Source organism: Methanoculleus sp. UBA430 (assembly GCF_002506585.1).
Taxonomy (GTDB): domain Archaea; phylum Halobacteriota; class Methanomicrobia; order Methanomicrobiales; family Methanoculleaceae; genus Methanoculleus.
Map to the genome: position 1 here is coordinate 319250 of NZ_DAXW01000003.1, position 11560 is coordinate 330809.

At 62.3% G+C, this 11560-nt stretch carries 15 protein-coding genes; 4 read left to right on the forward strand and 11 right to left on the reverse strand.

Features of this window, described 5'->3' with window-relative positions:
* Window positions 1–260, reverse strand: a 260-nt coding sequence (locus BRA49_RS13545) for a DUF2703 domain-containing protein (RefSeq protein WP_349680896.1), incomplete at its 3' end; no start/stop codon positions are given.
* A 152-nt stretch (window positions 261–412) separates the two neighbouring features.
* Here BRA49_RS13545 and BRA49_RS03325 point away from each other — a divergent pair.
* From BRA49_RS03325 to arsB, 3 genes are all read left to right on the forward strand, one after another.
* Window positions 413–706 carry an ArsR/SmtB family transcription factor gene (locus BRA49_RS03325; protein ID WP_292383424.1) on the forward strand — a complete coding sequence of 98 codons (294 nt, stop codon included), beginning with the start codon at window positions 413–415 and terminating at the stop codon, window positions 704–706.
* Window positions 707–779: 73 nt separating this feature from the next.
* Window positions 780–3536 carry a heavy metal translocating P-type ATPase gene (locus BRA49_RS03330; RefSeq protein ID WP_292383426.1) on the forward strand — a complete coding sequence of 919 codons (2757 nt, stop codon included), beginning with the start codon at window positions 780–782 and terminating at the stop codon, window positions 3534–3536.
* 136 nt (window positions 3537–3672) lie between these two features.
* The gene (gene arsB, locus BRA49_RS03335) at window positions 3673–4758 is read left to right on the forward strand and encodes an ACR3 family arsenite efflux transporter (RefSeq protein ID WP_292383427.1); all 1086 of its coding nucleotides are present in this window, start codon (window positions 3673–3675) and stop codon (window positions 4756–4758) included.
* Between the two features lie 708 nt (window positions 4759–5466).
* Here arsB and BRA49_RS03340 read toward each other — a convergent pair.
* The 3 genes from BRA49_RS03340 to BRA49_RS03350 all read right to left on the reverse strand — a co-directional run bounded on the left by BRA49_RS03340 (window position 5467) and on the right by BRA49_RS03350 (window position 7198).
* Window positions 5467–6183: an aromatic aminobenezylarsenical efflux permease ArsG family transporter gene (locus BRA49_RS03340; protein WP_292383429.1), complete on the reverse strand. Its 717-nt coding sequence runs from the start codon at window positions 6181–6183 to the stop codon at window positions 5467–5469.
* Window positions 6180–6719, reverse strand: coding sequence for a nitrophenyl compound nitroreductase subunit ArsF family protein (locus BRA49_RS03345; protein ID WP_292383431.1), 540 nt, complete (start codon window positions 6717–6719; stop codon window positions 6180–6182). The genes BRA49_RS03340 and BRA49_RS03345 overlap by 4 nt, the downstream gene beginning before the upstream one ends.
* A 170-nt stretch (window positions 6720–6889) precedes the next feature.
* Window positions 6890–7198 (reverse strand): V-type ATP synthase subunit D, encoded by a 309-nt coding sequence (locus BRA49_RS03350; RefSeq protein ID WP_292383432.1) that lies wholly within the window; start codon window positions 7196–7198, stop codon window positions 6890–6892.
* Window positions 7199–7819: 621 nt separating this feature from the next.
* Here BRA49_RS03350 and BRA49_RS03355 point away from each other — a divergent pair.
* Window positions 7820–8449 (forward strand): peptidase C39 family protein, encoded by a 630-nt coding sequence (locus BRA49_RS03355; protein WP_292383434.1) that lies wholly within the window; start codon window positions 7820–7822, stop codon window positions 8447–8449.
* A gap of 91 nt (window positions 8450–8540) precedes the next feature.
* Here the strand turns inward: BRA49_RS03355 and BRA49_RS03360 are convergent, their stop codons facing one another.
* The 7 genes from BRA49_RS03360 to BRA49_RS03390 form a co-directional block, all read right to left on the reverse strand.
* Window positions 8541–8888, reverse strand: a complete 348-nt coding sequence (locus tag BRA49_RS03360; protein WP_292383745.1) for a putative zinc-binding protein — start codon at window positions 8886–8888, stop codon at window positions 8541–8543.
* A 2-nt stretch (window positions 8889–8890) separates the two neighbouring features.
* Complete coding sequence (locus tag BRA49_RS03365; RefSeq protein WP_292383436.1) at window positions 8891–9298, reverse strand: arsenate reductase ArsC; 408 nt, start codon at window positions 9296–9298, stop codon at window positions 8891–8893.
* A 4-nt stretch (window positions 9299–9302) separates the two neighbouring features.
* A complete protein-coding gene (locus BRA49_RS03370; RefSeq protein ID WP_292383438.1) occupies window positions 9303–10175 on the reverse strand; it encodes a putative zinc-binding protein in 873 nt (290 codons plus the stop codon).
* Between the two features lies 1 nt (window position 10176).
* Window positions 10177–10419, reverse strand: coding sequence for a thioredoxin family protein (locus BRA49_RS03375; RefSeq protein WP_292383440.1), 243 nt, complete (start codon window positions 10417–10419; stop codon window positions 10177–10179).
* Between the two features lie 32 nt (window positions 10420–10451).
* Window positions 10452–10685 carry a thioredoxin family protein gene (locus BRA49_RS03380; RefSeq protein ID WP_292383441.1) on the reverse strand — a complete coding sequence of 78 codons (234 nt, stop codon included), beginning with the start codon at window positions 10683–10685 and terminating at the stop codon, window positions 10452–10454.
* Window positions 10682–10951, reverse strand: a complete 270-nt coding sequence (locus tag BRA49_RS03385; RefSeq protein WP_292383443.1) for a hypothetical protein — start codon at window positions 10949–10951, stop codon at window positions 10682–10684. The genes BRA49_RS03380 and BRA49_RS03385 overlap by 4 nt, the downstream gene beginning before the upstream one ends.
* A 10-nt stretch (window positions 10952–10961) precedes the next feature.
* The coding region (locus BRA49_RS03390) for a permease (RefSeq protein ID WP_292383444.1) at window positions 10962–11560 on the reverse strand (599 nt) is incomplete at its 5' end.

Consider the following 11560-nt stretch of genomic DNA (forward strand, 5'->3'; position numbering starts at 1 on the left):
TCATCGGGGAGGACGGTCTCATCCACCCGGACGCTGATCCCCTCCATATCGAGGAGCATCCGGATCTCCGCGAGAACAGCCGAAAGCGTCATTCCGGTCTCCTCAAACTCTTCGGCGGTCTTCTCGATCTCGTTCCCGATGTGCTTCCATTCGATGACGAGTTCCTTCTTCATGGTATCATCTTGGGAATCGACGGGACATCTTTCTGTCGCCTCTCCGCCATGCCACCGGTCCCGGAGCCGGGGGGCAGCGTTCAGCATCGCAGGTGATCGTCTCTGCAGACGTCTTCACCGCGGACATTCTCCTCATTCCCGGCGGCCCAGACCCGTCTCCGGTCGGGCCCGACTCAGGAGACGCCAGATCCCGACCAGCGCGATCATATTCATATATTTGAATATACCAATTTGTGGATATGCAGGGGAGGATAAAACTGCTGAAAGCTCTCGCCGACGAGACGCGGATAAAGATCGTCCAATGCCTGATGGACGGCGAGCGATGTGCGTGTACACTCGTGCCGGCCGTCGGAAAGGCACAGCCGACGGTTTCGCAGCATCTCAGGGTCCTGGAGGAGGCCGGGGTTCTCGAGTCGCGGAGGGACGGTGTGAACATCTGGTACAGGATCAAGTCGGGCCAGGCGGTCCAGATCCTGGAGATCCTCGATATTCAGAAGATTGAGGTACCAATTTCCTGCGGGGAATCACCATGACAAACGATAGTGTGAGAATATTCGAAGGAGCGATCTCCAGTTCGGGATTTCTACGCCAGGGGATGAGAGCGAGATGAGCATTGCTTCATCGACATCCGATACCGATACGGTTACCCTGCAGATTCAGGGGATGGACTGCACCTGCAACGCCGACCTGCTCGCCCGGAAACTGGACGCCCTCGCCGGCGTCCGGGGCCACGAGATCACGCCGGTCACCGGCCAGGCCCGGATCACCTACGATCCCGCGATCGTCAGTGTCCAGGAGATCATCCGCACCGTCGCTGAGACGGGGATGACCGCCTCGCAGGTGCGAAGCGACGGGCGGAAGAGCACCTGGTGGCGTGAACCGCAACAACTCGCCCTCTACGGGAGCTTCCTCACCGCGGTGATCGCCTTCGTCGCGGGATACCTCGGGACGTCGCTCACCATCGTGAACGGGCTCTACCTGCTCGCCGTGCTCATCGGCGTCTACTACCCGGCACGAAAGGCGCTGATCGCGCTCAAGAACCTGACGCCGACGATCCACCTGCTCATGCTGATCGGCTCTGTCGGCGCGATGGCGCTCGGACTCTGGGGGGAGGCCGCGGTCCTGATCATCGTCTACTCGCTCGGCGACGTCCTCGAGTCCTACGCCGTGGATAAAGCCCGGGGTGCGATCCGGTCGCTCATGGCGCTCGTGCCGAAAGAAGCGCTGGTCCGGCGCAACGGCCGCGAGACCATCTGTGCGGTCGAGACGATCAGCGTCGGCGAAGTCGTGATCGTCCGACCGGGCGAGCGGGTGCCGGTCGACGGCACGGTCGTCGCGGGGTCGTCGTACGTCGACCAGGCAGCGGTCACCGGAGAACCGGTTCCCGTACACCGCGGCCCCGGCGAGGACGTCTTCGCCGGGACGATCAACCAGAACGGGTCACTCGAGGTCCGGGTCACAAAACCGGCGTCCGAAACGATGCTCTCCCGGATCATCCTCTCGGTCGAGGAGGCGCAGGCGAAACGGACATCATACCAGCGATTTTCGGACTCCTTCGGGAAGTGGTACACGCCGGTCATGTTCGTCCTCGGGGTGCTGGTCGCCACCGTGCCGCCGCTCTTCTTCGGTGCCGAGTGGTACCCGTTCATCTACCGCGGGCTCGTCGTCTTCGTGGTCTCGTGCTCCTGCGGCCTTGCGCTCTCCGTGCCCGTCGCGGTGGTGGGCGCAATGGCGAACGCTGCAAAGCAGGGAACCGTCTTCAAGGGCGGCGCCTACCTTGAGACCATCGAGACGGTGAAGGCGATCGCGTTCGACAAGACCGGGACCCTGACCATCGGACGGCCCGCGGTCACGGATGTCGTGACCTTTGACGATCTCACCGGGGATGAACTGCTCGACCTTGCCGCCTGCATCGAGTCGTGGTCGGGCCACCCCCTCGCAGCAGCGATCGTCCGGAAGGCTCGCGAGAGCGGGACGTTCTCGGGTCGGCCGGCCGTTCAGTTCGAGGAGACGGCCGGGCGCGGGGTCGCGGCGACGGTGGACGGCCAGGCATGCCGCATCGGCAGCCCCCGCGCCATGCTCGAAGAGGGTATCGAGATCGGTCACGCGGAGGAGACGATCGCCCGGATCGAGGGTGAAGGCCGGACCGTGGTCCTGGTCAGCCGCGACGGGACGCTCGCCGGCCTGGTCGCGATCGCCGATGAGGTGCGGCCCGGCGCTGTCGAGGCCTTGCAGCGGTTAAGACGCGCCGGCGTCCGGACCGTGATGCTGACCGGGGACAACGAGCGGAGCGCCCGGGCCATCGCGCAACGTGTCGGTGTGGATGAATACCGGGCGCAGCTCCTGCCGACGGATAAGGTCGACGTGGTGCGGCAGTTGAGAGAGCGGTACGGTGCAGTGGCCATGGTCGGCGACGGCATCAACGACGCACCGGCCATGGCCGCCGCGGACGTCGGCATCGCGATGGGCGCGGCAGGCACGGACATCGCGATCGAGGCCGGCGACGTGGTGCTGATGTCCGACGACCTCGGGAAACTGGCGTATGTGCGTGAACTCTCGCACCGGACGGTCACCGTGATCCGGCAGAACATCGCCGTCTCGCTGATCAACGTCGCGTTCATGGTCGTCGCGGCCCTGCTCGGCTACCTCGGGCTGGTCACGGGCCTGCTCCTGAACGAGGGGAGCGCGGTCTTCGTGATCTTGAACGCCCTGCGTCTGCTGACGTGGCGGAGCGGCGCCGAACCTGAGAGCCCCGCTGCTGCCCAGATAAAGGCTCCTGCCATTCCGACTGCAGCGCAGACGACGGCGGCTGTCGGCTGCTGTTCCTGTACCGCACCTGCGGGCGATGTGCTACCCGTTCCTTCAACGGCCGGAGCCGGTTGCTGTTCGTGCGGAGAGCCGCAGATCTCCGTCGCCGTCGGGGCGACAGGTTCGTGCTGTTCCGGCGCGGAGGACGTTGGTGCGGCATCAACGGCGACAGCCCCCGCAGGAGACGGATGTTGCTGCGGTGATACGTCGATTGACCGGGATCTGCCGACCCCAACCCTCGTCGAGACAGAAGGTTGCTGTTGTTGCGGAGAGCCTGCCGACGAGGTGCCGCCTCCAATCCCCATCCCCGGCAACGGATCCGGATCGTCCGGTCCTGCAACCACGACGTTCCGGCTCGAAGGGCTCGGTTGCGCCTGTGAGGGGCAGATGGTCGAGAGACGGGTGAAGGCCCTGAAGGGGGTGACCGCTTTCACCCTGAATGGGATCACGAACCAGCTGAAGGTCACCTACGACCCGGCCGCTGTCTCGGTCGACGATATCGTGATGGCGGTGAAGAAGGCGGGCGTGACCGCGGTCCCTGGGGACCGGCGCTGATTGCAGTTACACGGACCAAATCGAGGCGACTTGATGCAACAAAAGACGATGATTATGCTGGTCGATGGTCGATCCCCGGGGCTGGACGTCGCCAGCCCGGGGGCTGGCACACCCCCGGACACCACGGAGAACAACCATGGCTGAAACTATGAAACGGCTCTCGTTCCTTGATCGCTACCTGACTCTCTGGATCTTCCTTGCGATGGCGATCGGGATCGGGATCGGCTACTTCTTCCCCTCGGTCCCGCAGGCGATCACCGGCTTTGCGGTCGGCACGACCTCGATCCCGATTGCGATCGGCCTGATCGTGATGATGTACCCGCCGCTCGCGAAGGTCCGGTATGAGGAACTCGGCAGCGTCTTCCGCGACCGGAAGGTGCTGGGCTTATCGCTCTTCCAGAACTGGGTCGTCGGCCCGGTCCTGATGTTCGCCCTCGCGGTCCTCTTCCTCGCCGACCGGCCGGAGTTGATGTACGGCCTGATTTTGATCGGGATCGCGCGCTGTATTGCGATGGTGATCGTCTGGAACGACCTCGCTGGCGGGAGCTGCGACTACTGTGCCGCGGTGGTGGGCTTAAACTCCGTCTTCCAGGTCTTCTTCTACTCGATCTACGCGTACATCTTCATCACGGTTCTGCCGCCGCTCCTCGGGATCGGGACCGGCACCGCGATCAGCATCACGATCGCCGAGATCGCGACCTCGGTCTTCATCTACCTCGGCATCCCGTTCATCGCCGGGTTTCTGACCCGCTTTATCCTGCTTCGGGTACGATCGAAGGAGTGGTATGAGACCCGGTTCATCCCGCGGATCTCGCCCCTGACCCTCGTCGCCCTGCTCTTCACGATCATCGTGATGTTCTCGACCCAGGGGGCGAACATCATCCAGGTCCCGTTCGACGTCGTCCGGGTCGCGATCCCGCTCCTGATCTACTTCCTCGTGATGTTCTTCGTCGCGTTCTGGATGAGCCACCGGCTCAACGTCGACTACCCGCGTTCGGCGACCCTGGCCTTCACAGCAGCGTCGAACAACTTCGAACTCGCCATCGCCGTCGCTGTTGCGGTCTTCGGCATCGGCTCGCAGGTCGCATTCGCCACCGTGATCGGCCCGCTCATCGAGGTGCCGATCCTGATAGGGCTCGTCAACGTCGCGCTCTGGCTCAAAAAACGGTGGTACGCGAATGAGCCGGCCGCACAGTGCGCCATCGATCAGGGGGTCGTATGAACCCTGTCCTGCCTGCACCTGCGTGGAATTGAGGGGGAGGTCTTGACAGCCCGCGAAGAGGTTCGAGAGAGGGTTCGGCGATCAACGTCCGCCTGCTACCAGGAGGCGCCAACGGGGTCCCGGGGACAGGTCCTCTGCGACCCCGGCGCCTCCCCCCAATAACCGGGAGCCCTGATGGGCAGCGGATCTCCCGAGCGGCACGGGTATGATGCCGAAGAGGATGTGAGGGGATCTTGTTCAACGAGCGCTCTCATCTAGGCATTAATTCGGACCCGTTTCAGGTCGTACCACCCTTTTCCCAGCAGTGTAAGTCCGATGATGATGAAAATAGCGGAATGGATGCCGTAAACCCAGGTCTCAAACCCGGAGTCGCCATAAAACAGATTCAACCAGAAGAACGGGCACGCCAGTCCGAAGAACGCGAACCCTGCACCGACTTTCATCCGGCTTTTTATCCGTCGCTCGTTGGAAGACATGGGGCCTTTTCCGTGTAGAGTAATCTGTCCATGCACTACTTAATTGAAGTTCATGGTCCGTTTCTCATTCCGATAACATTGAATCCCTGTAGCACGCAGCAGGGACCTGCAGGACGGTTCAGACCGGTCACGGACAGGAGCCTGGTCCCCACGCATACGCGCCGCGTGGGGGAGGGAAACGGCGCGGGCCCGGAGAACGATGGTAGACCCTGCACGACGGTGGTATTCAACCTCACCCAATCAGCATTGCCGCGAGGAGGTAGACCCCGATCCCGATGAAGAGCACCCCGACGATGCGCCGCGTCCAGTACTCGAACCTCTCCGCCGCCTTCATCGCGCTCCCCACCTTCGCGATCCCGGTCACCATGATCAGCGAGAACGCGATCACCGGCAGAGCGGTCGCGACGGCAAAGACCGCCGGTACCCCGAGCGGGTCAGAGGTCCGGAGCGCCAGCGGGACGAGCATCGCAAAGAAGAGCACCGCCGAGAAGGGGCAGAAGGTCAATGCGAAGAGCACGCCGAGGATGAAACTTCCCGCGAGCCCCCGGTCGGCGACCCGCTCCTTGAATGCGGCAAACCGCCTGCTGCCGCCCCGAAAGGAGGGGAGCGGGACGAGATCGAGCATCACGACCCCGATCACGATCAGCAGCGGGCCGACGAGCACCTCGCCCCAGGTCTGGAGGAAGAGCGAGATCCCCTGAACGGAGAGCCCGAGGGTCACAATCGCTGCGGCGATGCCGACGTAGACGACCATCCTCCCCGCGCTGTAGAGCGCCCCGGCGAGGAGGGTCTGCCCCGGGTTACCGATCCGGCGGGAAAGGTAACCGATCGCGGCGACGTTCGTCGCGAGCGGACAGGGCGAGAGGGCCATCATCAACCCGATGAAGAACGCGGCGACGAGGGGAACACTGCTCGTCCCCATCGTCTCCATGAACCCCATCAGGCTCATTGCGAGAAGTCCCCGGCGAGACGCATCCCGATCAGCGTCTTGAGATACTGCATGAATCCGGGCTTGTCGTTGAGTTTGTACCAGACCCGGGTATCCTCCTCTTTGGAGAACCCACCCTGGTCGTCGTAGGTGCCGATCCAGAGCGACGAGCCGGTCGCCCCGTAACGCTCGACGATCTCCTTCTTTTCCGGGTCGGCGACATCGACGTGATCGAAGACGAGCTTCCCTGAGCCGAGTTCACCGGGGAAGTGTGTCTTCACGGTCTCTTCGGCGTAGTCGCCGAGCACCACGCAGGAGTAGCACTGGTTCGGCGCGGTGAAGTGGATGACTTCGACTTTCGTGACGGTGCCGTTGAGCGGCGAGATGGTGGCGGCATCCGCTCCGCCTGGTGCTGCCGTACACCCTGCGAAGAGGGCGGTGAAGGCGAGGAGCACCGCCAGCGCAACTAATGGCAGGACCTTTCGTCCGGTTATGCTGCAGGCAGGCCCCCGGGGCACGCGCGGGGCATCAGGACTGCATGGTTGTTTTGTTTTCATCAAGGACACTCCTGTCGCTGGATTGGCTGTTACAATTTGGTTTGAAATGATTCTGTGTTCTTGTGCAGGTTGATATATATGCTTTATCCAGGGGTGCTCCATCACCGCATCCCCCTGCCGGAAATATCGGCTCTCCTCCACTGCGTGTCGGGGGCGATCCGCGGCAGCGGTCACTCCGGCTCACCCCGCTTCTTTGCCCGGGTGATCTTCCTGCGGTGGAGATCCTCCCGCTCCTGCTCCTCGATATACCGCAGGGTCTCGACGATGCGGGGTATCAGCACCCTGTCCATCGCGTTCACCTTCCGGCGTGTCCGTGTGATACTCCTCTCAAGCGCCCGGAGAGTCTCCTCCTCTTCCCCGAGAAGGAGCGCCAGGTACAGCACCCGAGAGAAGCAGGCTGCAGCAAGGACGATATGGGGCGACGCACGGTCGACGATCTCTATCCACGGTGTTCCGACCGCCACCTCGGACCTGACCACGGGCGTCCCGGCCGCTTCGAGAGTCCGGCTCCAGTCTTCGAGAACCTCGCTGGCGTATTCGATGGCCGCCCAGGAACGGCTTCCGCCTCCCGCTTCTCGACGGTATGGAAGAAGGCAATCTCGCCGGCCCCGGTGCCGACCAGCTCGCGGACGGTGCAGAACATCCGTTTGGTGGTGTCGGAGGGGGCGACTGGGAAGAGTACGGTTGAGAGCATCGAACTCGCCACGCTATAGTTGTCGCCGTAATATAACCGCTTCGAGGGTCATGGCAACCGGTGCGGGATCGCGGCCCGGTCCATCCGCCTGCAGCCCGGACAGTCGAGTTACGGGGCGAAAACGGCTGGTCGTCTCTCTAATGGCCAGCAGATCGGCAGACACACTCTCTCCGGCGTAATCGTCCATGGTCATCAGTGAAGTCCTCACTGTCACTGGTATCAAACCTTTTCAAAAAAAATTGAATCAGTGCGGAAGGCTCATCCGTAACGAAGAACAGGCTGTTTGAAGTGGTATTGAGGAGACCACGCCGGACGGAGCGTCCCGGTGCATTTGGAGAATCGGTGAAGCAGGAAAACTAAATAATATCTGAGGATACTCATCCAATCCACAGAGAGGAAACAGGGCATGCGAGCCGAGCGCGGAGCGTCAATCGACCTGGATATCCCATTTTACCGCCAGCATTACGACTTCACATGCGGTCCGGCCGCACTGATGATGGCTCTGAAATACCTGGATGACAGCGTGCGCACAGGAACGGATCTCGAGATCGATATCTGGCGGGAAGCAAACCTCGTTGCCGTCCGCGGGACAAGCAGGTACGGCCTGGCATTTTCTGCGGCCGTCCGTGGATTTTCTGCCGGAGTTGCCAGCAACACGGGGAGAATCGATTTCGTTGAAAAGGTCGTTCCACCTCTGAGCGATCCGAAAATGCAACTGCTTAGAGAGCAATTTTTCGAAAGAAGAATCCGATGCAGAAGGCTGGGGGTCCGGGAACGACGGCAAGCAATCACCGGCAGAACCATCCGCACCTCGCTCTCCCTGAACCGTGTTCCGTTGATCGTGATAAACTCCCTGGTATGCAGCAACGAAGACCTGCCCCATTGGGTTGTGGTGACCGGAATCGATGACGCGTTCCTTTACTACAACAATCCCCTTGATGCCGTTCACCGAAAAAGAAAGACCAGGATATCCACTCTCAAGGAGTTTATCGGATACCATGGCGACCAATCCATGGTGGAGGTCTGGAGGGAGTGACCCCTGCCGTTCTGCGGTTCGTGCGTACCGGACCACTGAATCTACCGGGAGTGTGTCACATGTGATCAGGTATGGCCGGGCAACCCGCGGTTCATCCCCTGATCGCTTCAAGCACGGCAGCTGAAAGGCGCTCGATCTCGTCGAATCGCGGTTCGGCCATCCCATTCTTCTCGATACCGCAGTCAGTTGCGACAATATGCAGGTGCGGCTCGATTCCGAGCGCCTGCACCTTCTTCTTCCCGCAACAGTCGCCGCACCCATCCAGCACCAGGACGCGATCCGCGTGCCGGACCGCATTCTCCAAGGACGCCGTCGGCCGGGTGGCCGCAAGGCACGCCTCGACCATCCCGCCGTAGCGGCGCATGAGCGCCGCACCGGCCTGGGCGGTCAGCTTTCCGGTGTTCGAGATCCCGGAACAGGTGATGACGGTGACCGCCATCGTCACGCTTCTCCGAACGTCGTATCGATCCAGGCGGTGATCTCGTCCCGGATCCGCCGGACACCGGCCATGATCTCCTCATCGGTGCCGGTGAGGTTCGAGGGGTCCGGGAACTCCCGGTGGATCTCCTCCTTCGCCCAGGGGAAGAAGGGGCAGAGCCCTCCTTCACAGACGGCGACGAGGAGATCCATCTCCTGCTCGTCGAACACACCAAGATCCTTTGAGCGGTGGCCGGAGATGTCGATCCCGATCTCGGCCATCGCCCGGACCGCGTAGGGGTTCAGGGTTCCCGGCGCGGTGCCGGCCGAGAAGGCCTCATAGCGGTCGCCGTAGCGGGCGTTCAGGTAGCCTTCCGCCATCTGCGAGCGGGCAGCATTGTGGGTGCAGACGAAGAGGACTTTCTTCTTCATGGTATCACTCCAGCCCGAGCGCTTTGAGTGCCGCCCGGGCGATCAGCTCCGGCGGGATCGACTCGTAACGCTCGCCGTTATACTCGATTGCCCGGCACTCCGCGTTATCCTGCCCGGTGATGCAGGCGCAGGAGGCGCAGGGCGTAGTTGTGACCTCCATACCCTCGATGAGTTTCTCGAGCGGCACGCCGTTGAAGAGGATGCTGTTCGACTCTGCGATCGCTTCATTCTCGAGGGCGGTCTCGACAACCCGGACCGCGATGCCCTCCTCCTCTAAGATGGGGCGTATCTGCTCGACTACGTCTATCACCGTCCGTCCAGTCTCACCGCACCGCTCGCAGGTGTTCTCAATGTCTCTTCCGATATGCCGCCATTCGACGACGAGAGTCTCCGCCGGCCCCTCGCAACCGCAATCGGTACCGCAACCGCAGCCGCATCCACCGGAGACCTCAGACTTCTGCTCCTGCTTCTCTCTTCCCCGCCCCTCCCAGGCGGCGGAGACAACCTTCTCCACGTCTTCTTCGGAGAGATCGAGGCTTCCGCCCTTCTCGATCCCGAGGTCCGTGACCACGATCTCCTGGTCGGGTGTAATCCCGGCCCGCTCGGCGATCTGGCAGGCGCACCCGACCGGGCAGCCGTCGATGACGATCACCTCGTCCGCCGTCTCGACCTTCTTCTTGATCGAGGGTGTCCCGACGGCAAGTGAGGCCGTGCAGGCGATATTTCCGTATCCTTCCTCCGTCAACTGGACGGCAGCCTCGTTCGAGAGCTGGCCGGCCTTCGATGCGCCGGCGCAGGCGAAGATGATCCGCTTCGTTCCGCCTTCCGGCTCCGCACCACCCCCACAGGCACACCGGGGCACTGTCTGTTCTGCCATCTCACTTCTCTCCGAGCAGTATCTGTTTGATATCCTCAACGCAGGGGACGTGGCCGACGACTTTGGCCTCGCCGTCAACGTAGAGCGCCGGCGTCAGCATCACGCCCCGCTCGATCATCGCATCGAGGCTCTCGATCTTGCGGATCTCCGCATCGATCTTGAGTTCCCTGACCGCGATCTCGACATTTTTGATCATCCGCCCGCACTTGGCGCAGCCGGTCCCGAATACTTCAACCAGCACCATCTCTCAGACTCCTTTGCAGGGGAAGAGGGATCTCACCCCTGCAGGATCTCCTTGATCTCCTTGACGTCCGCCACCCGGCCCGAGACCTTCAGTTCCCCGTCGACGGCAAGAGCCGGCGTCAGCATCACGCCGCGGTCCATGATCTCGGTGATATCGTCGACCTTGACGACTTCGGCCTCGATGCCGAGTTCCTTGATTGCCGTCTCCACGTTCTTTGCGAGCCGCTTGCATTTGGCGCAGCCGGTTCCGAGCACTTCCACCTTCATCGTTTCTTCACCTCGTTCTGGTACTCACGAAGGAGCGCCGCCCGGTAGAGCGGTTCCGCTTCCTTCGGGATGTAGTTGTAGATCTTTACCTGTTTCATCAGTTCACCGCCGATAGCAATCTCGCCAGAGAGGTTAAGGGCGACCGTATCGGCCAGGATACCGTCGAGCATCGCAAGCCCAACGACGACCCCGCCGACATCGATCCGGCGGATCCGGCGCATGGCCTCGGCGGCGCAGCAGGGTTTCTCTCTCTTCTTTGTCTCCATAGGTTCTCCCCTATATGAGTAGCATCCCGTTCCCGAAGAGGAACCCGGCAATGGTCGCGAAGACGACCACCAGCGCCACGTAGGCCGCTGTCTTCTTCGCCCCCATGATCCGGTGGATGACGAGGACGGAGGGGAGGCTGATCGTCGGCCCGGATAGCAGGAGGGCGAGCGCCGGACCGCTGGCCATCAGCCCCGACGAGTAGCCAAAGGTCGTGCCGATGATCGGGACCTCAAGCAGCGTCGGCATGTAAAGGATCGACCCTGCGATCGCCGCAAGGAAGTTCGCGCCGAGCGAGTTGTTCCCGAAGTAGGGCTGGAAGGTCTCCGGCGGGAGGAAGAAGGCGATGATCCCGACAAGGAATGTCCCGGCGATCAGGATCGGAAAGATCTTCTTCGTGAGATCCCAGGTCTCCATCCCCCAGTCGGTCACCTCGTCCCGGTCGTAATAGTAAATGAGCAGGACGGCGATCGCGAGCGTGAGAATGTAGACGATGCCGAGCCGGAGCGCCCAGTCAAGCGGCGAAGCGCCGAAGACCAGCACCCCGACCAGGAGGGCGAAGAACGCCGGCGTGACCCAGCGCGGTTTCTCTTCCTCGCATGCCCCGGCGA